This window comes from Neoroseomonas terrae, assembly GCF_018129025.1.
GTDB classification, from domain to species: Bacteria; Pseudomonadota; Alphaproteobacteria; order Acetobacterales; family Acetobacteraceae; genus Neoroseomonas; species Neoroseomonas terrae.
This window is the reverse complement of sequence record NZ_JAAEDI010000019.1, coordinates 95,533-116,645: the sequence shown is the minus strand read 5'-3', so window position 1 is coordinate 116,645 and position 21,113 is coordinate 95,533. Positions and strand designations below refer to the sequence as shown.

General features: G+C 64.8%; 24 protein-coding genes and 1 tRNA gene. 11 read left to right on the top strand and 14 right to left on the bottom strand.

The features are described 5' to 3' along the window. Positions 1-205: 205 nt before the first annotated feature. Together GXW78_RS18210 and GXW78_RS28045 are read left to right on the top strand one after the other, a co-directional pair. Positions 206-2,923: a UvrD-helicase domain-containing protein gene (locus tag GXW78_RS18210; RefSeq protein ID WP_211870266.1), complete on the top strand. Its 2,718-nt coding sequence runs from the start codon at positions 206-208 to the stop codon at positions 2,921-2,923. Positions 2,924-2,950: 27 nt separating this feature from the next. After that, a complete protein-coding gene (locus GXW78_RS28045) occupies positions 2,951-3,166 on the top strand; it encodes a hypothetical protein (RefSeq protein WP_246522360.1) in 216 nt (71 codons plus the stop codon). Between the two features lie 77 nt (positions 3,167-3,243). Here the strand turns inward: GXW78_RS28045 and GXW78_RS18200 are convergent, their stop codons facing one another. Further along, positions 3,244-3,495 carry a hypothetical protein gene (locus GXW78_RS18200; RefSeq protein ID WP_211870264.1) on the bottom strand — a complete coding sequence of 84 codons (252 nt, stop codon included), beginning with the start codon at positions 3,493-3,495 and terminating at the stop codon, positions 3,244-3,246. 101 nt (positions 3,496-3,596) lie between these two features. Between GXW78_RS18200 and GXW78_RS18195 the strand changes: the two genes are divergently transcribed. From GXW78_RS18195 to GXW78_RS18175, 5 genes are all read left to right on the top strand, one after another. Next, a complete protein-coding gene (locus GXW78_RS18195) occupies positions 3,597-3,881 on the top strand; it encodes a hypothetical protein (RefSeq protein ID WP_211870263.1) in 285 nt (94 codons plus the stop codon). A 111-nt stretch (positions 3,882-3,992) separates the two neighbouring features. After that, positions 3,993-4,634 (top strand): hypothetical protein, encoded by a 642-nt coding sequence (locus tag GXW78_RS18190; protein WP_211870262.1) that lies wholly within the window; start codon positions 3,993-3,995, stop codon positions 4,632-4,634. Further along, positions 4,631-5,227: a hypothetical protein gene (locus GXW78_RS18185; protein ID WP_211870261.1), complete on the top strand. Its 597-nt coding sequence runs from the start codon at positions 4,631-4,633 to the stop codon at positions 5,225-5,227. The genes GXW78_RS18190 and GXW78_RS18185 overlap by 4 nt, the downstream gene beginning before the upstream one ends. Beyond that, on the top strand, positions 5,220-5,585 hold the full coding sequence (locus GXW78_RS18180; RefSeq protein ID WP_211870260.1) for a hypothetical protein: 366 nt from the start codon (positions 5,220-5,222) through the stop codon (positions 5,583-5,585). The genes GXW78_RS18185 and GXW78_RS18180 overlap by 8 nt, the downstream gene beginning before the upstream one ends. Continuing rightward, positions 5,585-5,983: a hypothetical protein gene (locus GXW78_RS18175; protein WP_211870259.1), complete on the top strand. Its 399-nt coding sequence runs from the start codon at positions 5,585-5,587 to the stop codon at positions 5,981-5,983. The genes GXW78_RS18180 and GXW78_RS18175 overlap by 1 nt, the downstream gene beginning before the upstream one ends. 53 nt (positions 5,984-6,036) lie before the next feature. Here the strand turns inward: GXW78_RS18175 and GXW78_RS18170 are convergent, their stop codons facing one another. The 3 genes from GXW78_RS18170 to GXW78_RS18160 are packed head-to-tail and all read right to left on the bottom strand — an operon-like array spanning position 6,037 to position 9,337. Continuing rightward, on the bottom strand, positions 6,037-7,101 hold the full coding sequence (locus GXW78_RS18170; RefSeq protein WP_338147780.1) for a serine/threonine-protein kinase: 1,065 nt from the start codon (positions 7,099-7,101) through the stop codon (positions 6,037-6,039). A 5-nt stretch (positions 7,102-7,106) separates the two neighbouring features. Next, positions 7,107-8,177, bottom strand: coding sequence for a serine/threonine protein kinase (locus GXW78_RS18165; protein WP_211870257.1), 1,071 nt, complete (start codon positions 8,175-8,177; stop codon positions 7,107-7,109). Then, positions 8,174-9,337, bottom strand: a complete 1,164-nt coding sequence (locus GXW78_RS18160) for a PP2C family protein-serine/threonine phosphatase (protein ID WP_211870256.1) — start codon at positions 9,335-9,337, stop codon at positions 8,174-8,176. The genes GXW78_RS18165 and GXW78_RS18160 overlap by 4 nt, the downstream gene beginning before the upstream one ends. A 234-nt stretch (positions 9,338-9,571) precedes the next feature. Here GXW78_RS18160 and GXW78_RS18155 point away from each other — a divergent pair, with 234 nt between their 5' ends. Both GXW78_RS18155 and GXW78_RS18150 read left to right on the top strand, forming a co-directional pair. Further along, positions 9,572-9,757: a hypothetical protein gene (locus tag GXW78_RS18155; RefSeq protein WP_211870255.1), complete on the top strand. Its 186-nt coding sequence runs from the start codon at positions 9,572-9,574 to the stop codon at positions 9,755-9,757. A gap of 191 nt (positions 9,758-9,948) precedes the next feature. Next, positions 9,949-10,800 (top strand): GIY-YIG nuclease family protein, encoded by an 852-nt coding sequence (locus GXW78_RS18150; protein ID WP_211870254.1) that lies wholly within the window; start codon positions 9,949-9,951, stop codon positions 10,798-10,800. On the opposite strand, the gene GXW78_RS18145 is transcribed toward GXW78_RS18150, so the two are convergent. The 7 genes from GXW78_RS18145 to gatC form a co-directional block, all read right to left on the bottom strand. Next, the gene (locus GXW78_RS18145; protein ID WP_211870253.1) at positions 10,797-11,057 is read right to left on the bottom strand and encodes a hypothetical protein; all 261 of its coding nucleotides are present in this window, start codon (positions 11,055-11,057) and stop codon (positions 10,797-10,799) included. The two genes, GXW78_RS18150 and GXW78_RS18145, sit on opposite strands and share 4 nt — an antisense overlap. Positions 11,058-11,214: 157 nt before the next feature. Continuing rightward, positions 11,215-11,307: transfer RNA gene (locus GXW78_RS18140), tRNA-Ser, on the bottom strand. A 93-nt stretch (positions 11,308-11,400) separates the two neighbouring features. Then, positions 11,401-12,045: a glutathione S-transferase family protein gene (locus tag GXW78_RS18135; protein ID WP_211870252.1), complete on the bottom strand. Its 645-nt coding sequence runs from the start codon at positions 12,043-12,045 to the stop codon at positions 11,401-11,403. A 60-nt stretch (positions 12,046-12,105) separates the two neighbouring features. Next, the gene (locus tag GXW78_RS18130) at positions 12,106-13,218 is read right to left on the bottom strand and encodes an AI-2E family transporter (RefSeq protein WP_211870251.1); all 1,113 of its coding nucleotides are present in this window, start codon (positions 13,216-13,218) and stop codon (positions 12,106-12,108) included. A gap of 63 nt (positions 13,219-13,281) precedes the next feature. Then, the gene (gene gatB / locus GXW78_RS18125) at positions 13,282-14,733 is read right to left on the bottom strand and encodes an Asp-tRNA(Asn)/Glu-tRNA(Gln) amidotransferase subunit GatB (protein WP_211870250.1); all 1,452 of its coding nucleotides are present in this window, start codon (positions 14,731-14,733) and stop codon (positions 13,282-13,284) included. Continuing rightward, entirely contained in the window at positions 14,730-16,217 is a 1,488-nt protein-coding gene (gatA, locus tag GXW78_RS18120; RefSeq protein ID WP_211870249.1) for an Asp-tRNA(Asn)/Glu-tRNA(Gln) amidotransferase subunit GatA, read from the bottom strand. The genes gatB and gatA overlap by 4 nt, the downstream gene beginning before the upstream one ends. After that, positions 16,217-16,513, bottom strand: coding sequence for an Asp-tRNA(Asn)/Glu-tRNA(Gln) amidotransferase subunit GatC (gene gatC / locus GXW78_RS18115; protein ID WP_211870248.1), 297 nt, complete (start codon positions 16,511-16,513; stop codon positions 16,217-16,219). The genes gatA and gatC overlap by 1 nt, the downstream gene beginning before the upstream one ends. Positions 16,514-16,557: 44 nt before the next feature. On the opposite strand from gatC, the gene ruvX reads away from it, so the two are divergent. Both ruvX and GXW78_RS18105 read left to right on the top strand, forming a co-directional pair. Continuing rightward, positions 16,558-17,040, top strand: a complete 483-nt coding sequence (gene ruvX / locus GXW78_RS18110; protein WP_211870247.1) for a Holliday junction resolvase RuvX — start codon at positions 16,558-16,560, stop codon at positions 17,038-17,040. Further along, on the top strand, positions 17,037-17,816 hold the full coding sequence (locus tag GXW78_RS18105) for an FkbM family methyltransferase (RefSeq protein WP_211870246.1): 780 nt from the start codon (positions 17,037-17,039) through the stop codon (positions 17,814-17,816). Before ruvX ends, GXW78_RS18105 begins: the two co-directional genes overlap by 4 nt. 9 nt (positions 17,817-17,825) lie before the next feature. Here the strand turns inward: GXW78_RS18105 and GXW78_RS18100 are convergent, their stop codons facing one another. The 3 genes from GXW78_RS18100 to GXW78_RS18090 all read right to left on the bottom strand — a co-directional run bounded on the left by GXW78_RS18100 (position 17,826) and on the right by GXW78_RS18090 (position 21,112). Continuing rightward, positions 17,826-18,983, bottom strand: a complete 1,158-nt coding sequence (locus GXW78_RS18100; RefSeq protein WP_211870245.1) for a glycosyltransferase family 4 protein — start codon at positions 18,981-18,983, stop codon at positions 17,826-17,828. Next, a complete protein-coding gene (gene ppk2 / locus GXW78_RS18095) occupies positions 18,983-19,840 on the bottom strand; it encodes a polyphosphate kinase 2 (RefSeq protein WP_246522359.1) in 858 nt (285 codons plus the stop codon). The genes GXW78_RS18100 and ppk2 overlap by 1 nt, the downstream gene beginning before the upstream one ends. Before the next feature lie 126 nt (positions 19,841-19,966). Continuing rightward, positions 19,967-21,112, bottom strand: coding sequence for an alpha-D-ribose 1-methylphosphonate 5-triphosphate diphosphatase (locus tag GXW78_RS18090; protein WP_211870243.1), 1,146 nt, complete (start codon positions 21,110-21,112; stop codon positions 19,967-19,969). Position 21,113 lies beyond the last annotated feature (1 nt).

Below are 21,113 nucleotides of genomic sequence, written 5' to 3'. Positions count from 1 at the left end.
GCATGATGCGGATCATGGACACTCGGACGAAATTACACGAGATCATGTGTCCAGAAATAAGATCCCGCTCACGCCTTCGGCAAAGTTCCGCGCCGTATCCAAGGCCCCCGTCTAGGGACCGCACTAACATCATGAAAACAAGAGACGTAGCATCGGAGTCAGAACAAGCTGATCTTTTCCCCACCCAATCCGCCAGGGGGGTGAAATGGAGTATTTGATACTCATTGGTCTGCTATGGATCATCGGGAAGATAGTCGGCATCAAGACACCTCGGAACGATCCTCCAGCCAAGCCAGCGATCGATCCTGCAGTGGAAGCCGAACGACGAGCCAACCAAAAGAGGGATGACGACACATTTCAAGGAGCGTTCAAGCAGTGGGAGGGGCATCTGTCGGCCTTGGCTGGCAGTGATAGATGGATCCCCAAGGGAGCCGCGCCGCGATTTCTGGCCAAGTACCCAGCGCCCAAGCACCCGCGAAAGACCTGGAGGCAGGCGGTCGGTGCGTCATCGCCTGAAGAGAGCGTGCGGATCCAGTTCGATAAGGTGAACGCCAGCCACCTAGCACGCCAGAAGGTAGTGCGAAGGGACTTCTTCAACACGGTGGAGAAGAACCCGCTGACCGACGAGCAGATCCATGCCTGTATCTGTATGGACGATAGCGTCATGGTCGTGGCCGCCGCCGGCTCGGGCAAAACCTCTACCATGGTGGCCAAGACCGGCTACGCCCTCCACGAAAAACTGGCCGCGCCCGAGCAAATCCTGTTGCTGGCGTTCAACAAAGCCACCTCCGAAGAACTCGGTCAGCGGATCACCGAGCGACTGCGTAGTGTGCCTAACGTGAGCAAGGTGCGCTCCAATACTTTCCACGCCTTCGGCATCGAAGTCATCGGAAAGGCCACCGGCAAGAGGCCGGCGCTTGCGCCTTGGGTAAGCCCTGACAACCCCGGCGCCGACATCCGGGAAGTGTCCGAAATCATCAAAACTTTGTCGGACCAGGACGCGGCATTCAAGCGCGACTGGGACCAGTTCCGCACGATCTATGCGCGCGACGTTGGCAAGTGGGGTCAGGACCAGGAGCCTGACGCCTATGCGGACGGCCGGCGGGGGTTTCTCACGGCCCACGGCGAGATCGTCAAGAGCAAGGAAGAGCGGATAATCGCGGACTGGTTGTTCTACAACGGCGTGGCCTACGAGTACGAGCGCGCCTACGAATACGATACATCTGACAACCAGTACCGCCAATACTTTCCGGATTTTTATTATCCAGACGCCAATCTCTACCACGAACACTTCGCCTTGAATGGAAAGGGCGAGGCGCCCAAGGCCTTCAAGGACTACCTCAAAGGCGTGGAGTGGAAGCGCCAACTCCACGTCGACAAGTGCACTGCGCTGGTCGAGACCACCTCACATGGCTTGTTGACTGGGCGGGCCATTGCCGACCTGGAACAGGCGTTGATCGCTCGCGGTGTTAAGCCGGTGTTCAATCCCACGCGGAAAGTCGTAGGGTTGGCCCCCGTCGACGAGCAGGACCTAGCTAGGTCGTTCCGGGTGTTCCAGCAGCACGTAAAGAACAACGGCCTGACTCACGCCCAGCTGCAAGCAGCCTTGAACGAGCAGTCCACTGACGGGTACGGCGCCCGCCTGAGCATGTACCTGGCCCTCTACGAACGTATCGAGGGCGAATGGGAGCGTCGTCTACGGGCGGGTCGGTTCATCGACTTCGAGGACATGCTCATCCAGGCGGCCACACATGTGGAGTCCGGGGCCTACAGGAGCCCCTTCATCCTTATCCTGGCCGACGAGTTCCAGGACAGTTCCAGCGCTCGCGTCCGGTTGTTGAAGGCGTTAGCCGGAAACCCAGGCGTGCCCACCCACCTGTGCGTGGTTGGCGACGATTGGCAGGGGATCAATCGGTTCGCAGGCTCTGATATCTCGGTCATGACGGAGTTCGAGAAGACTTTTGATTACGCCACGCGCTTGACGCTCAACACGACGTTCCGCTGTCCGCAGCACCTGTGCGATGTGTCCAGCCAATTCATCCAGGCGAACCCCGCCCAGATCAAAAAGACCGTCAAAACCACCAATCCGCTAACAAAAACGCCGATGCTGGCGTATGGGTTCGCCCAGGAAGACGCGATTCCCGGCCACATCGAACAGCAGCTGGCCGACATGCATCGCTACGCCGCTGCGGGCAAACTCAAGCCAGCTAAAGGTGCCCAAATCACGATCTTGCTACTGGGTCGCTATCGGCGCGACATTCCGGCCTCGTTGGCCCGGTGGCAACAGCGGTTCGGCGACCGGTTGAAGATCGACTTCAAGACAGCGCACGGTTCCAAGGGGTTGGAAGCCGAATACGTCTTCGTCCTCAACGTCCTCGAAGGCACCCATGGCTTTCCTAGCCAGATCCAGGACGACCCCGCGCTCCAGTTGGCCATGCCCGCTCCCGACCCATACCCGTTCGCCGAAGAGCGCCGCTTGTTCTACGTGGCCATGACCCGCGCCAGCAAACAGGTACGCTTCTATACCCTCCTGACTCAGCCCTCCCAGTTCCTGGTGGAACTGGTCAAGCGCGAACACTTGGCGATCGAACCTTTGGACGGAGAGGGCGTGGAACCGTGCGCCCGGCCAGGCTGTGGGGGCGTCATGGTGCCGCGTGGCGACGGCACTTTCCTTGGCTGTTCGCACTTTCCGGCCTGCAACCGAACGCGCAAAGTAATGAATACGGCACCTGTGCGACGTTCCGAGCGGATTACGGTGCCAGTGGTCGCCGGACAAATTTGCCCCGTGTGCGAGAAGGGCGTGATCCAGGAGAAGAAGGGTAGCAACGGTCCCTTCTATGGATGCTCGCGCTTTCGCGACGGCTGCAAGGCCACGGCCAACATCCCACTCAAAGGTGATCCGGGAAGTATGAATTCACACTGAAAGCTTTGCTGCGAGGCGGCGGAGCATGTGCGGATCATTGCCATCCGGACGAAGGCGGCGGCGATGCGGCATTGCCGCTCGAAGTCACGGGTCAGCCGTCGGGCGCGCCTGCTCCAGCCCAGGGTGCGCTCGACAATCCAGCGCTTCGGCAGCACGACGAAGCGATGCCGGCCGCAGCGGCGCACGATCTTCATCGTCCATGTGCTGGTGCGGGCTGCCGCCGCAGCCATCGTCGGGCCCTGATAGCCTGCGCCGCCGATGATGCGCTGGATGAAGGGGGACAGCCTGCGCACCTGCGGCGTTCGGCGATGGCTTCCTGCTCATTCATGGTCGTAAACCTCCACAGGGCTTCCAAGCATTGCAAGAGCCTCAAGGATCAGCAGGACGATCCCGAGTTGGCACCGGCCGATCCGGTCTGGCTTCTCCGCCCGGATGACCGTCAGACGGCTAACCCCGGCCTTTGCTGCGATATTGTCGTGCGACAATCGACCCTTGACCCTCGCCGCCTTTATTGAGATAGCGAGTAGCCTTGGGGAGTCATACTTGACGTTGTTTGTCTCGATGACCAACATTCGGGGATAGTATCTCGGAAGTTACTTAAGGTCTATTCCGGGATTTCTGCATCGCGGCCTAGCCTCCCGGCCATTCGACGCCCCCGATGTGGAGGATCCAGATGGATCGCAATTTCGGCTACGGCCGCCGTGACTTCACCGCCGGCTCGCGCGGCGCCCCGATCGCGGCCGCCGCCGTCACCCGCGCCGCCTTCCCGACCCGTCGCCGCGAACTGGCCGTGATCGGCCCGGCCGATGGCGCCATGACGATTGGCAGCGACGTTCCCGGCGCCAATGTCGAGGTCACGACCGAGGACGGCGCGACCGTTTTCCAGGAACGGCTTCCGGACGGCTCCGCCGGGGACACCATCGTGATGAGCATCGCCCCGTCGCCGGAAGCAGCCTGAACCCTTCACCCTCGGGGGGGGGCTCTCCCGAGGGCGATAGGCGGGAGAGGTCAGTGGTCCTCCCCAAGGTCCCCAGGGGCCTCTCCCGCCGAACCATACGGAGACGCCGCCATGCCGAACGCACCGCCGCTGGAAGACGTCATCGCCCTCGCCGGTCTGGTCCCCTTCGATCAGCAGCGCGCCATCGCCGCGCAACAGTTCATCGCCGACGCGACCCTCATCCACGTTCTCGCCCGTCTGCCGCACCCCCGGCCCTACGCATCGCCTTCAGTGAAGGTCATCCCGAACGGCTACTGGCGCAGCGAGCATTCATTGGGCTTCACGGAAGCGCCGACGCTGACCGTGATCCTTCCCGCCGCCGGAAGCGCCGCCGATGCGGGCCCGGCGAAGACGCACGGAATATCGCCGCGTCAATTCGCCGCGATCCTCCTGCACGAAATCGTCCACCTCATCGAATTTTCCCGCACCGGCTCCGCCGAACTCGTGCGCGACGATCTGGACCGATACCCCGACGATGCATCGCGCCCCTCCTACCGCGCCGCGATCGGCGGCGCCTCGCGCACGCTGTTCAATCGTCCCCTCGATACCGCGAAGGACCTCAACCACTGGCCGGAAGGTCAGGGGCCTGAGTCAGTGACGCTGATCCGAACGATCGCGGATCACGTGCGCGCCGAACTCGCGCCGCCCGCGCGGATCGAAGTGGACGCCGCGGGGAACCTTCGCCGCATCAACCTGTGGAGGTCAGTCGCATGACCGTTGTTCCGTTCCCCCCGCTCCCGCCCACGGGCGAGGACAACGGCATTACCGCTGACGAGATTCGCCGAATTGATGAGGCGCTGTTCCTCATCGGCGACTTCGGCCGCGACGAAGGCAATTGGCGCCGCTGGTCTTCCGACCGCCCGCTGACCCTCGGGGAGAGTGAGAAGGCGCTCAAGTGGTTCGGCGAAGCCGGCGACGATCCTGCCGAGGTCGCGCGGCGTTCCGAGGTCCTGCGCGACTATCTTTGTCAGCTTGATTTCCAGGTCGTCTCCTTCCGCGCCGCCGCGGCCGCCCTCCTATCGAATGACACCGGGAAGCTGCTGCCCGATGGACCCGGGCGGGGATCGAAGGAGGCGCGAAAACTCATTGAGTTCCGCGCCGACCTGCTTTCCCCCGCCGGCCTCGCCGACCCGGCAGCAAGGGCGGCCATCCGCCAGGAAGTGGAGCGTGTCTCCGCCCTCTTCCTTCGCGCCGCAACCGACCTCCGCGCGATCGCGGATGCCGTCGCCGTCGCGCGCGGCGTGAAGGATGGCGACCGCCTCCGCGCCCGCGTCCTCTCCACCTACGGGATGACCGACAATGGCTAACCTTGATGACCGCGACGCCGCCATCATCGGTGCCGTCCGCGACTTTTTCGGCGGGGAGATCACCGCGCTGGGGCGGAAACTCGAATCCTCCCTCGCGGTCCACGTCCGCGACATCAGCGCGAACATCGCGAGAGTCGAGCGCGACCTGAGCGCCGGCCTCGCCCGCGTGGAGGCGGAGAACGGCCTGGCCGTCCGCGAGGCCAAGACCGCAATCGGCGAAGTGCAGGGCTTCGCCCGCATCGTGGAGGAAGACCGCGCGGCGCGCATCGCGCGCACGGCGGCCGCCTTCGGCGAAGAGGTCCGGGCCCTGAGTCATTGGCTCGATCTGTGTATTGCGCAGGAAGGGGAGGCGGCGTGATGCCCTACGATCCCGCACCCATCGTCGCGACGATCCTCCGCCAGAAGCGTCTCCGCGAACTCCGGGCCCGCGCCGCGGCCGCCGTCGCCGCCTCGCGCGCCGTCGCGCCGGGGATCAGCTACCCGACCGCAGCAGCGAACGCAGCAGCCGCCCGGCTGCGCGCCGATCTGGCCGAACGGCTGACGCGCCGACTGGCCTGGGGCGCGACCGTCCTCCCGACCGCGTCGCATGACGGCAAGGGCGGCGTGCACGTCGCGATCGTCAAGGCGGAGCCGATCACCGGGAAGGACCCGCGCACGGTCCTCTTGTCCATCGACGCGCGCGGTGATCTTCGCTCCGGCGGTCGCGCGGTAACCCTCAGTATGGCCATCCGCGAGGTCGGGGGGTCGGTGCGGTGAGCGGCGCCACGACCAACAGCTAAACCTTCTGAAAACGCCGTAGCGTCGACCGTCTACACGGCCTTCACGATAGGAAAGGCTCGGCGGGAAGGAGAGCCCGGATATGTCGTCATCCAAATGCGTTCGCCAACGGCCAAGCTAGACGCCGCAAAGACTGATTTCACATGGCAAAAAACAGCGCCACTCGGCGCACCAGCGAAACCCCAGTTACTATTATCGAATCTTCTTATCGTTCCGAATTCGCGCGGAACTGTTGAGTAATATAAGCCCTCGCAGGTTGTGACGAGTTGGTCGGCAGTGGGGCGCGCCGCCGGATTCTTCTGCATGCACGCAGTGATAAGATCGAATACCGCTCTCGCAAACGGAGCGAATTGCGTGTTGCTTGTCAATGGACTAGGCAGCGGAGGTACCTTAGCTGCCTGAATGAGCGGAACGGCTCTGTACCCGAAGCCAAAGGGCCGATTGCCGGTTAGAACTTCAAAGGTTAGCGCGCCGATCGCCCAAACATCCGCCGGCTTGCCTGCATTCTGCATGTCGTCGATCGTCTCAGGCGCCATGTATGGAAGGGCTCCGAGCGCGGTCTGAGAACTGGTTAATCCTTCTTCATCACCGGCCACGGCTTCTCCAATCTCTTCCTGCGCCATCTTTGCGATGCCGAAGTCAGTGATCTTAAAGCCTGTGAAATTTTGACCACCCACAACCATGACGTTTGTCGGCTTCAGATCGCGATGAACAACGTTGACACGGTGGGAAGCGGCTAGCCCCTTAGCCAGATGATGCATCACTCGGCCAGCAGCGAAAGGATCCAGAATACTTACATAGTTCTTTAAAAAATATCCTAGATCGCAACCCTCAATGAGCTCCTCAATCAAGTAAAAGCGATCACCATCCTCAACGTAGTCAAGCGTTTTCGCCACGTTGTCGTGGTTGACGCGAGCGCTTAGGGTAGCACTTCTATTGAATCGCTTCTTCGCCGATGGATTTTTCGGAGACTTTAGGACAGCGTCCCGTTCAAGCAAACGATCGTGAACGCGGTATACTTCCTGCATACCGCCTTGGCCGATATAGGTCGTGACTTCGTAGCGATCGCCGACGATGTCGCCAGCCGTATGTAGCACTCCACTCAAAGTATCACCTCCGGATGCGTTACATCAAAAGTGATGTACTGCCGTTGAAAGCCGAGGCTTGGCGCGCCGAGAGTAATAACGGATGCGCCAGGCAATTTTTGCGGCGGTATGATTCCCATGTTGTTTATATAGACGTCGCCCGTGACGTTAGTCGCAATGAAATCGTAACCGTCATAACTAACATCCACTGATCCTAGCGATCCCGCACTGAGCTTCACGGACTGTCCGATCTTCTCAAGATAATGTATCTTGTCGCCAGCGATCATAGTCGCCTTATGCCGACCATGGAGCAGGTGACGGCCAATAATATTCCGGACTGTTTCCATACTGGGTCGCGTCATCGGCTTTTTTGAAAGGCATTGATTTAAAGTTGCTGCAATCGCGGGCGGAAGAGCAAGCGTTTGCTTGGTAAAGTCTGCATCGGTGGCTGGCAGATTCGGTGGGATCGCGCGGAGATCGCTAGGCAACCTGCCACGAACCAGCTTGAGCGCCGTAGCACCAAATGCAAAAACATCGACGGCCAATGTGAAGCTAACCTTTTGATTCGCCGGAGCACAGAGTTCTGGAGCGATGTAGCCCAGTGTTCCGATGGTCCCTATCGTCTCGCTGTTGACGCCGTCCGTGCGGGATAGCCCGAAATCAAATATTCGGAGACAGCCTTCTGCATCAATCTTCATATTATTAGGCTTTATATCGCGGTGTACAACTCCCACTGCATGAATATCGGCGAGACCGCAGGCAATCGCGTAAATATGACGCAGGAAAGTCGACGTGTCCGTTATCGGTAGTACATCATCTAGATCTTGGCCTGGAAGGAATTCCTCCACGAGTGCCGTGACCGCGCCGGAGCGGTCCTTAAGAACATCATAGATCTGAACAACATGCTTTGAGCGAATTGCGCTGAGTGCTTTGACTTCGTCGAGAATACGCTTCTGGTCGATACCTTCTTGCAGCACCTTCACGAGAACATGGCGGTCAAGATGCTTATCTTTGCATTTGAACGCCGTCGACATTCCCCCACCGGAAAACGGAGAACCGACTGCCTCGTAACGAGCGGGCAATTTCATTGCTGGTCCTCTTCCGATTGGTTGGCCGGAGTAGAAAACTTCACATCGACTTTATTGCCGGGCTCATCAAGCGGCAGGCGTTCGGCTGCGTCCGTCTTAGGGCGCGCTGCACTTCGCCTTGGCCTGCGCGCCTTCGTTGCCGTTCCTTTACTCTTCGGGGGGAGCACTTTGGGCTCAGGTTCACTTCGGTCGATACTTGCCGGAGCGCGTGCCTCTTCAAGGGGCCTGCTCGTCTCACGAACCGGATGATTCGGCGGCGAATGGCCCCTATTGTCCGACCGCTCCCAAGCATCGGGCCCGGCGATGTAAATCGCCATCGTATCATTGGGGAGGACGACGAGAAGCTCGTGCTCTCCGCTGTCTTCGTAAAACTCCGTCTCGGTTCCGATGGGAAGAAGAATAGCAGAAGCGTTGTCGCGGCCGCCCGTCATATCAGCCAGCGTAAGCAATTTGCGGATTAGATCACTTCCTCCCGCAGCGGCACTGACGACACGTTGGAATACAGAATGCGGAACATCATGCGCGCCGTCAGATGTCAGGAGAACGGAGCGGCAATGAACCGGAACGCCGGCGATTTGAGCCTCCATTTCGTCACCCATACCGACAAACTGTAGCAGCCGGGAATCCTTCGGGGCTCCAGCTTCCGCCTCTCGCCGTTTTAGTGCTGCGTTAATAGTGTCGTCGCGACTTAGTTGCTCTAGCGCACGGTCCGGCATAACACCGTAGATGCGACTGTCGCCGACATGACAGAACATCGCCCCACTATGGGATGAAATTACCGCAGAAAGCGTTGTGCCGCCGTCACCGCGGAGCTGCCCATAAACCTGCGTGTTCGCATAAGATATCGCGCGAGAAATGCTTGCCTCGCAGCTAGTGGCTGCGATGCAAAACAAGTGAGCGGTAAAGGCGCTCGCAGCAAGGATAGCGGCTTCCCGCCCCTGACTCATCCCGCCCAGGCCATCGCAAACCATCGCTATGGTGAAATTCGCGCGGCCACCATGTGGATAGGAGGCTCGCACGACCAGACAGCAGTCTTCATTGCGTTTTCGCACCAATCCGACACTTGATCCGATTGCTGCCCCGCTTTGCGTGCGGACGACTTTCGCTGAGCCTTGAGCCTCTAAGGCTTTCGCCAATCTGTTTTGTATCCGCTCGATCAAACGTCCGCCCCGTATTCATGAGATGATAGGTTACAGCGTCGATAGGAAGATGCGAGTCCTGGCACTCTGGCTCTATGCGGCGATGAAATTGAGCTTATCCGCACGCAGCCTGATCAACCAGTCGCAGCTCATTAGGATCACCGCGTAATTGAGTGAATAGGGTAAGCGGGAGCGGAATAGCCAGCACGCCATTCGGGCCTTGCGCGGACGTGCGACACCGGGATCGCCGAGGCGATGGGGAATGTCGGGCTCGATCCCGCGTTGCTCGGCTCGATGTTCGGGGACGGGATGGCAGCGACGGTCCGCGACCAGTTCCCCGGGCTCACCGAGGCGCGCCGGGCGAACGTCCTACGCGCTGTCGCGGCGCGTCTCGTGGCGATCGCGGACGGTGCGCCTGTCGATCCCGACATGGCCGGGTAGCCTGCGGGAGTCTCAACGCTCCCTTGATTTCTGAGTTTTGGCGATGTGCCCATACCTCCGCCAAGCCAAATCGCTGACACAGCCCTACGCGCATCCTTGATGTGTTTCTGCGCAAGTGCAGTTTCGCCGCCCGCATTGACGTTTTCCTTCCCTCCTTTCCGCGCGCCGGCTAGGCCGGAGAGGCGGCGCGAATGGGCGCGCCGGATGGAACGCAGCGCGTGTTTGGCCGTCAGATCAGCGAAGCGGACCCCGCCCCCGATGGGGCATACGTCTACTGCTACATCCTCGCTGGGGTCCCCCGATATGTCGGGAAGGGGAGCGGCCGGCGATGCTGGGACCACCTTCGCTACGCGCACGGCCTGAATGCCGCTCGCCAAGCGGGACGGTCACAAGTGGTGCCAGGGTATGTCAATCCAAAATGGCAGAGGACCGTCGCCAAGAGGCTTCGCGAAGGTGCGACGATCGAAGTCCGCATCCTCGTGGAGGGCCTGGCCGCTGCGGAGGCGAACGCGCGGGAGCGCCAGTGGATCAGACGCCTCGGGCGCGAAGACCTCGGGACGGGTTCGCTTCTCAACAGGTCGGACGGCGGGGACGGCGCCACGTCTGAGGATATGAAGCGCAACCACGCGCAGCCAGAGTTCAAGGCTCATCACCGGGCCGCAATTCAACGCCTTCATGCTGACCCGGAGTTTCGGGAGCGATATCTAACCGGGCTCAGGCTCGCTACGTTGCGGCCCGAGGCGCGCGCAAGGCGCAAAGCCGTAGCGCAGTCTCAGCACGCCGACCCCGCCTTCAAGTCTAAGAACTTCGTGGGCCATCGCCTTCCCGCCGCCGATCGCCCCCGAGGCGCCGCGCTGGTCCGGCTCGCGATCGAAGTCCGGGGATACGAAGCCGCCCGCGAGGCACTACGCGCAGCCGGAGCGCATGACCTCGACACCTTCCGCGCCGTCTTGGGCTCTGACCTGAAGGCCGCGCTCGCCGGTTTTGCTCGCAGGCGGGCGGACCTCCTTCGCCACATCGGGGCGCTGGGCTGCGCCGGCTAGTCCGGCTCCGCCTCCGGCGCCGGAAAGTTCAACGCGATCCCGCGCATCATCGACAGCGCCTCCGTGACCACGGTTTCATACAGGACGTTGTCCCCGATGTTGGTGCCGATCAGCCGGCTATCGGTCCCGCTAAACAGGTGTTCCGTGTCCGCGTCGGTGAGCATTCCTTTCGCGCGCATCAGGCCCACTAGGTTCGCGAGCAGGATGTTGGCCGCGAAGGAAACAGGGTGCTGTAGGGACGGTATGGACGCGGACATTGACGACTCCGGACGGGTTCAGGGTCCGGAACGGTAGCACGCGGGCTCGCCCCGATTAGGTCTCACCCGGTCTCACCGCATCGCGCCATCTGCGCGGGTAAAAACGCGGGTAAAGGGCTCTCAAATCGCCCGGAAAGCCAAGGAAAACCTAGGAAACTGGCGGAGGGGATGGGATTCGAACCCACGATAGGACTTGACATCCTATAACGGTTTAGCAAACCGCCGCCTTCGGCCACTCGGCCACCCCTCCGCAGGAGTGGAAAGTCACACGGCGTTGCAGGGCGCTGCTTCTACCGGCGGGGACGCGGCCCGTCAAACCTCCCCGCGCCCCGCCTCGCGCAAATCAGGACAATGCCACCTCGAAGCCTCGCTTCGTTGCAGGCCGCGCCATCATCGTGTCGTACCACCGCGCCACGTTCGGGTAGTCGGTGATAGCCTTCCCCTGCGTCGGCAGATGCCGCTCCGCCCGCCAGGCCCAGCCGAGAATCGCGAAATCCGCGACCGATGGTTCGCCATCCGTCGCCACGAAATCCCGCCCCGCCAGCCGCTTGTCGAGCACGCCGTACAGCCGCAGCGTCTCCTTCCCATATCGCTCCAGCCCGTATTCCTTCGCCGGCCCGTCGGGACGCATCATGAAATGGTGCACCTGGCCCGGCATCGGCCCGAAGCCGCCCATCTGCCACATCAGCCATTCGTAGACCGGCACGCGGTCACGCAAGGACGTCGGCAGGAATCGGCCCGTCTTCTCGGCGAGGTAGAGAAGGATCGCCCCGCTTTCAAAAACCGTGATCGGCTGGCCGTCCGGCCCGTCCGGATCCCTGATCGCCGGAATGCGGTTGTTCGGGCTGAAGGCCAGGAATTCCGGATTGAACTGCTCATCCTTCCCGATGTTCACGGTCTTGACCGTGTAGGGCAGCCCCATCTCCTCCAGCGCCACGCTGATTTTCCGGCCGTTCGGCGTGTTCCAGGTCCAAAGCTCGATCGCCATGCGTCGGCATCCTCGTCCGTTCCTGGCCCGAGGAGTCGCATGGCCCGCCGCGCCCGTCCACTACGTGCCGCGCGCCGGAACCCCCGCCTGCCGCCACGCCTGCAGCAGCCCATGCGCCACGGCCAGCAGCGCGGGCCCCACGAACAGACCCAGGAAGCCGAAGGCGATCATCCCGCCGAACACGCCGATGATGATCAACCCCAGCGGCATGGCGCTCCCGCGCTGGATCAGCAGCGGACGCACGATGTTGTCGCTGCCCGACACCGGGACCAGCCCCCACACCACCATGAAGATCGCCCAGCCCGTACTGCCCTGCGAATACAGCCACGCCGCCGCGGCCAGCCACATCACGACGATCAGCGGCCCCAGCACCTGGCTGATGGAAAAGATCATCGCCAGGAACCCCAGTACGACCGCACCCGGCACGCCGGCGATGGCAAGGCCCACACCCATCAGCACGCCCTGGATCAGCCCCGTACCCACGACGCCCCAGGCAACGCCCCGCACGGCGCCACCCGCGGCGTCGACGGCGTCGATCCCCGTCTGCCCGCCGAGCCGCCCCGCGATCTCGCGCAGTTGCGCCACGGTCCGGTCGCCGCCGGTCCAGCACATGGCCGCCACCAGCAGCGACAACAGAATTTGCATCAGGCTCGCTGCCGCCGCCTGTCCCAGCGACACCAGCATCGACGCGATCGCCCCGCTATAGGGCCGGATCACCTCGGTGAAGTTGCCCCGCGCGCCTTCCAGCTGCGCCCACAGCCGACCAGCGCCAGAACCGACAAGCGGCAGGTCGGTTACCCAGGCCGGGGGCGTTGGGGACAGGCGTTCCAGCGCATTCCGCGCCACCGTCACCGTCGCCACCACCTGGTCGCCGAGATCCGGCACGATCAGGGTCGCCGGCAACGCCACGGCCAGGATCAGCACCAGGAGCAGCACCATTGAGGCCAAGGCGGGCCGCACACCGCGCGATACCAGCGCCTCCCGGGCCGGCCAGGTGCCGATGGCGATGAAGGCGCCAAGCGCGATAGCGAGGGCAAAGGGTTCCAGCACCCGTCCCACGCCATACAGCAGCAACGCCAGCATCAGCAGGACGGCCGCCCGCTCTGCGATCAGCACTGTCCCCGCATGGCCGGCCTGCGGCGCGCCGCCCTGCCCGTCCGACTCGGCTGCCATGACCACCCCCACCCGTTGCGGGCGGAGCCAAGCACGCCGCCCGCCCTCCGGGGAAGCGGGCCGTCAGCCGAGCTTCTTCTTCAGCACCTCATTCACCAGGGCCGGGTTGCCCTTGCCCTGCATGGCCCGCATCGTCTGGCCGACGAAGAAGCCGAACAGCTTGTCCTTGCCCGACCTGTACTCGGCGACCTTGTCGGCGTTCTTCGCGAGCACCTCGTCGATCACCGTCTCGATCGCTCCGGTATCGGTCACCTGGCGCAGGCCACGTTCCTCGACGATCACCCCCGGGGCGCGGCCGGTCTCGACCATCACCTCGAACACTTCCTTGGCGAGTTTCCCCGACAGGGTGCTGTCAGCCATCAGGTCCAGCAGTGCCCCGAGATCGGCGGCCGACACTGGCGGCTCCGCAATGGACGTCTTGGTGCGGTTGATGGCGGCGAACAGGTCGCCCATCACCCAATTCGCCGCCTGCTTCGCATCGCGTCCCTTGGCGACGGCCTCGTAGTAGGCAGCCGTCTCCTTCTCGAGCGTCAGCACATGCGCGTCATACGGGGTGACGCCATAATCGGCGACATACCGCGCGCGCCGCTGATCGGGCAGTTCCGGCAGCGCGGCCTTCAACTCGTCCACCCAGGATTGCTCGAACACCAGCGGCGGCAGGTCGGGATCGGGGAAGTAGCGGTAGTCATGCGCATCCTCCTTGGACCGCATGGACCGCGTGATGCCGCGCCCGGTATCGAACAGGCGCGTCTCCTGCTCCACCGTGCCGCCCGACTCCCACACCTCGATCTGGCGCCATGCCTCGGCCTCGACCGCCTGCATGACGAACCTGATGGAGTTGACGTTCTTCACCTCGCAGCGCGTACGGAACCCCTCCCCCGCCTTGCGGACGGAGACGTTTACGTCGGCGCGCATGGACCCTTCCTCCATATTGCCGTCGCAGGTGCCGAGGTAGCGCAGGATCTGCCGCAGCTTCGTCAGATACGCACCGGCTTCTTCCGGGGACCGCATGTCGGGTTCCGACACGATCTCCATCAGCGCGATGCCCGACCGGTTCAGGTCGATGAAGGACTTGCTGGGATGCTGGTCATGCAGCGACTTGCCCGCATCCTGTTCCAGATGCAGCCGCGTGATGCCGATGACCTTGGTGGAGCCGTCCTGCAGCGCGATCTCGATCTCGCCCGTGCCGATGATCGGATGCGCGAACTGGCTGATCTGATAGCCCTGCGGCAGGTCGGCGTAGAAGTAGTTCTTGCGGTCGAAGCGCGACCACAAATTCACCTGCGCATTCAGTCCCAGCCCCGTGCGAACGGCCTGCGCCACGCATTCGCGGTTGATGACGGGCAGCATACCGGGGAAGCCGGCATCGATGAACGACACCTGGCTGTTCGGCTCAGCGCCGAATTCCGTCGCGGCACCCGAGAACAGCTTGGCGTTGGACACGACCTGGGCATGGACTTCCAGCCCGATGACCAGCTCCCAGGGGCCGGTTTCGCCGTCGATGGTGTAGCTCATGCTCCGGCCCTCATGCCCGGCAATGCCTTGAAGTCGGCTGCGCGTTCCAACGCCGCACCGACGGCGAACACCGTCTCCTCGTCGAAGGGCCGCCCCAGCACCTGCAGCCCCAGCGGCAGCCCCTGCGGGTCGAGCCCCGCCGGCACCGACAGCCCCGGCAGCCCGGCGAGGTTCGCCGTCACGGTGAACACGTCGTTCAGGTACATCTGCAACGGGTCGTCGCTGTTCTCGCCCTCCGCGAAGGCAGCGGACGGCGTCGCCGGCGTCACGATGGCATCGACCTTCGACCACGCTTCCCGGAAGTCGCGCGCGATCAGCGCTCGCACCTTCTGTGCCTTCAGATAGTAGGCGTCGTAGTATCCTGCCGACAGGACGTAGGTCCCGATCATGATGCGCCGCCGTACCTCCGGCCCGAAGCCGGCGGCCCGCGTCCGCTCATACAGGTCTCGCAGGTCGGAATTGCTCTCCGCCACGCGCTTGCCGAACCGCACCCCGTCATACCGCGCAAGGTTCGAGGACGCCTCGGCGGGTGCGACGATGTAGTAGGTCGGCAGCGCGTACTCCGCATGCGGCAGGGAGATCTCGACGATCTCGGCGCCGGCGTCGCGAAGCCATTCTAGCCCCTGCCGCCACAGCTTCTCGATCTCGGCCGGCATGCCGTCGATGTGATATTCCCGCGGCACGCCGATCCGCAGCCCCTTCACCGACTGCCCGCAGGAGGCGACGAAATCCGGCACCGGCTTGTCCGCGCTGGTCGAATCCTTCGGGTCATGCCCGGCCATGGACCGCAGCAGGACGGCGCAATCCTCCACCGTCCGAGCGAAGGGCCCCGCCTGGTCGAGCGAGGAGGCAAAGGCCACGATCCCGAAGCGCGAGCACCGTCCATAGGTCGGCTTGATACCGGCAATGCCGCAGAACGCCGCCGGCTGGCGGATCGACCCGCCGGTATCCGTACCCGTGGCCCCCAGCGCCATCCGCGCCGCTACCGCGGCCGCCGACCCGCCGGACGACCCGCCTGGCACGAGCCGCGCCTGCGGATCGTTCCGCCGGGACCATGGGTTCAGCACGCCGCCATAGGCCGAGGTGAGGTTGGACGATCCCATGGCGAACTCATCGAGATTCGCCTTGCCGACGAACACCGCCCCGTCGCGCTTCAGCCGGGTCGTGACCGTGCTCTCATAGGGCGGCACGAACCCCTCCAGGATCTTCGACCCGGCGGTCGTCGGCACGCCCTCGGTGCAGAACAGGTCCTTCACCGCCAGGGGAATCCCCTCCAGCGGCCCCGCCTCGCCCCGGGCGCGCCGGGTGTCGGAAGCCTTCGCCGCCTCGATGGCGTGCTCGGCCGTCACCGTGATCAGTGCATTGATCTTCGGGTTCAGCGCCTCGATCGCCGCGACATGGGCACGGGTCAGCTCTTCGGCCGAGATCACGCCCTCTTCCAACGCGGCGACGGCGCCGGCGATGGTGAAATCCGTCGGATGCATCACTCGACCACCTTCGGCACGCCGAAATACTCGCCCTCGCGATCCGGGGCGTTCGCCAGGACCTTCGCGGCCTGGCCGCCATCGGTCACCACATCGTCACGCAAGGGCATGGCCGCGATCCCTTCCGGGTTGCCGCCCGCCATGGGCTCCACGCCGTCCGTATTCACCGCCTGCAATTGCTCGATCCAGCCAAGGATTCCGTTGAGCTCGCCCTGGACGCGGGCGACCTCCTCCTCCTCCAGGCGGATCCGGGCAAGGGCGGCGACGCGCCGCACGGTGGCGGTATCGAGTGACATCAAGGCTCTTCCAGGGGAACGGGGCGCGGACCATAAGCCCCGCCATGGCCATCATCAACCTGAAGGACCTCCGGGCCGGGCTCGGGCGCCACCAGCGCCTGATCGGGCTCGACCCGGGCAGCAAGACCATCGGCGTCGCGCTGTCGGACGTTACGCTGATGCTGGCGAGTCCCTATGCCGCCCTCAAGCGCGGCAAGCTCGCCGCCAATGCCGCGGAGATCGCCGCCATCGCCCGCAAGGAGGACGCGGCCGGTCTGGTCGTCGGCCTGCCCCTGTCGATGGACGGCTCCATGGGCCCCGCCGCCCAGGCGGCCAAGGATTGGGCACGGGCGGTTTCGGACGTCACCGCCCTGCCCTGCGCCCTGTTCGATGAGCGCCTGTCCTCGGCCGCCGTGAATCGCATGCTGATCGCCGAGGCCGACCTGACGCGCGCCCGGCGCGCGGAGGCTGTCGATCGCGCCGCGGCGGCGTATATGCTGCAGGCCGCGCTGGATGCCTCGCGCGCAATGGAGCCCGAGGAACCATGACCAGTCGTCACACGCCGATGCCGAGCCCGGCAGGCTGGGTGCCGCCCTCCTCGATCGAGGAACGGCTACGCAGCGCCTGCATCCCGCCGCGCCTGGCGCTGCGCTGGGACCTGTTCCAGGCCCTGCGGCGCGGGGAACGCGAGCTGCATCTCGTTCCGTCGCTGGCGGACCGGAGCCGGACCTCGATCGATGTCGGGGCCAACCGCGGCGTCTGGACCGAGATGCTGCGGCGCCACTCCCGCTCCGTGCTGGCGTTCGAGCCGAATCCGAAGCTGTTCCGTGAGTTGTCCCGCCGCCTCGGCCGCGGCGCCTCCGCCCTGCCCTACGCCCTGTCGGATTGCACCGGGGAGGCGGAGCTGCGCGTGCCGCGCCGCCGCCGCGGCTACTCCAACCAGGGCGCGACGCTCGCGCATGACAGCCTTGGCGAAGGCGCCTATGGCGCCCTGACCGTTTCGACACGCAGGCTGGACGAGATCGACACCGGCGACGTGGGCTTCATCAAGATCGACGTCGAGGGCCACGAATTCGCGGTGCTGCGCGGCGCCGCCGGGCTGATCGCGCGCTGCCGCCCGGTGCTGGTGATCGAAATGGAGGAGAAGCACCTCCACCGCCCGATTGCCGGCGCCATCGCCGAGGTCGCGGCCTATGGCTACCGGCCGCATTATCTGCAGGCCGGCCAGCTGGTCGCGGTACAGGAGGCGGAGCTGCCGCGCCTGCACGGCCCCAACGTCCCGGCGGCGGACTACGTGTTCAACTGGATCTTCCTGCCCGCGTGACGGCCGCCGTCAGGCCATGCCGAGGATCGCCGGCATCAGCCGGTCGCAGACCGCGGCCCAGGAGAAACGCTCATGGACCAGCCGGCTGCCGGTCTCGCCGCCGGTCGCGCCCGGACTCGCCAACACTGCCTCGATGGCCTGGATCAGCGAATCGAAGTCCGGCTCCAGGCTGCGACCCTTGTCGTCCGGGACGACTCGGCTTTCGACCTGATGGCCCAGCAAGGGGTCGAAATAGTCGTCCGTGGCGCCGCCCCGCGTGACGATGATCGGCACGCCGCAGGCGGCGGCTTCGAGCGGCGGCATGTTGAAGCCCTCCGCGCGGTAGGGTGAGGCATAGCAATCCGCCGCGACGTACAGCGCCTGCATCTGCCGCATCGTCAGGTTGCGCGAGATGAAGCGGATCCCGCTGAGCGCAGCCTCGGTGAACAGGCGGCCATGCGGCCCGTCCATCAGGTTGCGCAGCACGGTCTGCGCCTGCCAGCCATAGAGGTCGGCGGAATCCTTCAATGCCAGGCGCAGCTGCGGATGCCGTGGCTTCAGCGTCGCATAGGCCCGCAGCAGCAGGTCGATGCCCTTGCCGCGCGCCATGCTGCCAACCGACAGCAGCACGAAATCGTCCGGCGCGAAGCGCAGCATGGCACGCAGTCGCGCCCGGTCGGCCGGACCGGCGGGGCGAAAGATGGCGGTATCGACGCCATGCGGAATCACCGCGACCTCCTCCTCCCTGAAGCCGTAGGCCAGGAAGCCCACGCGCGACCAGTTGGAGGGCGTCATGATACGAACGCGGTTGCGCCGCGCCGTCGCGACATCGGTCCCGTCGCGCACCATCCCGTCGATGAAACCGTCCTCGGACGTGCCGAAGACCAGCAGGCGTTCCGTCCTCGCGGGTGAGAAATCATAGGGGTAGGCGATGCGGAAGGTCGCCCCGATCGCCTCCCCCGACAATGGCGGGTGCAGCCCGGCGATCAGCGCGACCTGCTCCGCGTCGAAGCCGGCGGCGTTGTCGCGTTGATTCCAGCCGGGCTTGAAATAGGGAACGTCACGGAAGCGCAGCGCCACGCCGCGTCGCGCCAGTTCGAGCATCTGCCACTGGTTCACGACGGCGTAGGATTGGTTGATCCCGCGCCAGCCTTCGATCAGCAGCGTCAGCGCCGCCCCCTCCGTCATCAGGCGGCCTGCTCGCCCATCGTGTCCGGGATTGTCTTGTACTGATACTCCGGCGCGACGTACCCGCCCTTCTTCTGCCGCTCCGGCAGCGTGATCTTCTGCCGCTTCGGCGCCTCGTAAGGGATCTGGCGCAGCAGATGGCGGATGATGTTCAGCCGCGCGCGCCTCTTGTCGTCCGACTGCGCGACGAACCACGGCGCCCAGGCCATGTCGCTCGCCATGAACATCGCATCCCGCGCGCGTGAATACTCGTACCAGCGGCTGTACGACTTCAGGTCCATGGGCGAGAGCTTCCAAAGCTTCCGGCCATCCTCGATCCGGGCCTCAAGCCGTCGCGTCTGTTCCTCCGGGCTCACCTCCAGCCAGTATTTCAGCAGGATGATCCCGGAATCGACGAGCGCCTTCTCATAGGACGGGACGGTCTCGAGAAAGCGCTCGACCTGCTTCTCGGTGGCGAATCCCATCACGCGCTCGACACCGGCGCGATTGTACCAGGACCGGTCGAAGATCACGATCTCGCCGCCGGCCGGCAGGTGCTCGACGTAGCGCTGCATGTACATCTGCGACTTCTCGCGTTCCGTCGGCGCCGGCAGGGCAACCACGCGGAACACCCGCGGGCTGACCCGCTCGGTGATGGCCTTGATGGTGCCACCCTTGCCGGCGCCGTCGCGTCCTTCGAAGACGATGCAAACCTTCGCGCCGCTCTGCTGCACCCACATCTGCAGCTTCACCAGCTCCACATGCAGCTCGGCCAGCGCATGCTCGTATGCCTTGCGGCCCAGGCGACCGTCGCCGCGGAAGCCCGGATCGGGCGCGGCCGCCACCTCGTCCCGCTTCTCCTTGCCCTTCTTGCCCATCGCTCCAGCCTCCCCGTCACGCGTCACCCGGCGCGCCGGATGCTGCCACGGCGGTGCGGCCGCCGACATAGCCGGGTTACGGGGTGGCGTCGAAAGCCACGCCGCGGCACGGCGAGAGAGCACTCCCTACGCGCGTCGCAGCCGCCCCGCCGCCCCCGGGGCAAGCCAGGCGAGCCGGCCCGCGGCGAAGACCGCCGCCGGCGCCCGCCGATCCGGGTCCACCGCCACCACATCCCCGCGCAGACCCGGGTCGAGCCGCCCACGGTCCGTCAGGCCGCAGGCCTCGGCGGGATTGGCGGAGACCAGCGCCCAGGCCCGCGGCAGGTCGAGCACGCCGCGCGTCGCCATCGCGAACGCCGCCTCCATCATCGCCGGCCAGACGTAGTCGGAGGCGAGCACTGTGACGAGGCCGCGCTCGGCCAGCGGCGCCGCCGATGCCCAGCCGAGATGGCTGCCGCCGCGCACCACGTTCGGTGCGCCCATGACCACCGGTTCGCCCGCCTCGCGCGCGTCGGCGGCGACCGCCTCGGCCATCGGGAACTCACAGATCGTGGCGCCGACGCCCCGGAACAGCGCGCGATCGTCGAGGGTCGCGTCGTCATGGCTCAGCATCGGTATGCCCGCCGCGCGCGCCGCGTCGGCAAGCCGCATGCGCGCCGCAGGGATCTCGCCGCGGCGCGCCGCCGCGGATTCGGCCAGCGCACGGAAGGTCTCCGTCTTCACGCCCGCTCGGCCCGCGTATTTCGCCGTCTGCACGGCGTCATCCAGCTTCTTCACGATGGCCATCGTGTGGTCGTTGAAGCCGAGCAGATGCACGGATCCGTCAGCGATGCCGGCGAGGGCGTCGTCAAGCGCGTCGAAATTGTCGGCTTCGAAGCGAAGATGCACGCGGAGGTCGGTGGCGGAGTCTTCGCGTGCCGCCGGCAGTGCTGCCTTCAGCGCCCGCCACGCGGCAAGCGACCGCAACCCCGGCTCCCACGACAGCGTGACGCCGAGATAGGCGGTGGTGATGCCGCAGGCGATGAGCTGCGCCGCGGAATCGCGCAGCGCCAGGCTGACCGGCAGGTCGACGCCGGGGCGCGGCTGGAGCTGCCGCTCATGCGCATCGCCGTGGATGTCCACCAGGCCGGGCATGACGAGCAATCCCGTCGCATCGAAGCGCGACGCGGCGGGTGCGGCCGTCTCCGCCACCACGCCATCGCTGAGTGCAAGTACGCCTTCGGCCATTGCCCCGTCCCGCAGGACGGCGCCGCCGCTCAGAATCCAATCCATA

Bases quoted from the DNA above. Each gene is read 5' to 3' on its own strand.
- GXW78_RS18090 (WP_211870243.1), bottom strand. From the start codon at position 21,112: ATGGATTGGATTCTGAGCGGCGGCGCCGTCCTGCGGGACGGGGCAATG.
- GXW78_RS18150 (WP_211870254.1), top strand. From the start codon at position 9,949: ATGGGCGCGCCGGATGGAACGCAGCGCGTGTTTGGCCGTCAGATCAGC.
- GXW78_RS18190 (WP_211870262.1), top strand. From the start codon at position 3,993: ATGCCGAACGCACCGCCGCTGGAAGACGTCATCGCCCTCGCCGGTCTG.
- ruvX (WP_211870247.1), top strand. From the start codon at position 16,558: ATGGCCATCATCAACCTGAAGGACCTCCGGGCCGGGCTCGGGCGCCAC.
- GXW78_RS18175 (WP_211870259.1), top strand. From the start codon at position 5,585: ATGCCCTACGATCCCGCACCCATCGTCGCGACGATCCTCCGCCAGAAG.
- GXW78_RS18130 (WP_211870251.1), bottom strand. From the start codon at position 13,218: ATGGCAGCCGAGTCGGACGGGCAGGGCGGCGCGCCGCAGGCCGGCCAT.
- GXW78_RS18105 (WP_211870246.1), top strand. From the start codon at position 17,037: ATGACCAGTCGTCACACGCCGATGCCGAGCCCGGCAGGCTGGGTGCCG.
- GXW78_RS18185 (WP_211870261.1), top strand. From the start codon at position 4,631: ATGACCGTTGTTCCGTTCCCCCCGCTCCCGCCCACGGGCGAGGACAAC.
- ppk2 (WP_246522359.1), bottom strand. From the start codon at position 19,840: ATGGGCAAGAAGGGCAAGGAGAAGCGGGACGAGGTGGCGGCCGCGCCC.
- gatB (WP_211870250.1), bottom strand. From the start codon at position 14,733: ATGAGCTACACCATCGACGGCGAAACCGGCCCCTGGGAGCTGGTCATC.
- GXW78_RS18195 (WP_211870263.1), top strand. From the start codon at position 3,597: ATGGATCGCAATTTCGGCTACGGCCGCCGTGACTTCACCGCCGGCTCG.
- GXW78_RS18200 (WP_211870264.1), bottom strand. From the start codon at position 3,495: ATGTTGGTCATCGAGACAAACAACGTCAAGTATGACTCCCCAAGGCTA.
- GXW78_RS18145 (WP_211870253.1), bottom strand. From the start codon at position 11,057: ATGTCCGCGTCCATACCGTCCCTACAGCACCCTGTTTCCTTCGCGGCC.
- GXW78_RS18135 (WP_211870252.1), bottom strand. From the start codon at position 12,045: ATGGCGATCGAGCTTTGGACCTGGAACACGCCGAACGGCCGGAAAATC.
- GXW78_RS18155 (WP_211870255.1), top strand. From the start codon at position 9,572: ATGGGGAATGTCGGGCTCGATCCCGCGTTGCTCGGCTCGATGTTCGGG.
- GXW78_RS18100 (WP_211870245.1), bottom strand. From the start codon at position 18,983: ATGACGGAGGGGGCGGCGCTGACGCTGCTGATCGAAGGCTGGCGCGGG.
- GXW78_RS18165 (WP_211870257.1), bottom strand. From the start codon at position 8,177: ATGAAATTGCCCGCTCGTTACGAGGCAGTCGGTTCTCCGTTTTCCGGT.
- GXW78_RS18180 (WP_211870260.1), top strand. From the start codon at position 5,220: ATGGCTAACCTTGATGACCGCGACGCCGCCATCATCGGTGCCGTCCGC.
- gatA (WP_211870249.1), bottom strand. From the start codon at position 16,217: ATGCATCCGACGGATTTCACCATCGCCGGCGCCGTCGCCGCGTTGGAA.
- gatC (WP_211870248.1), bottom strand. From the start codon at position 16,513: ATGTCACTCGATACCGCCACCGTGCGGCGCGTCGCCGCCCTTGCCCGG.
- GXW78_RS18210 (WP_211870266.1), top strand. From the start codon at position 206: ATGGAGTATTTGATACTCATTGGTCTGCTATGGATCATCGGGAAGATA.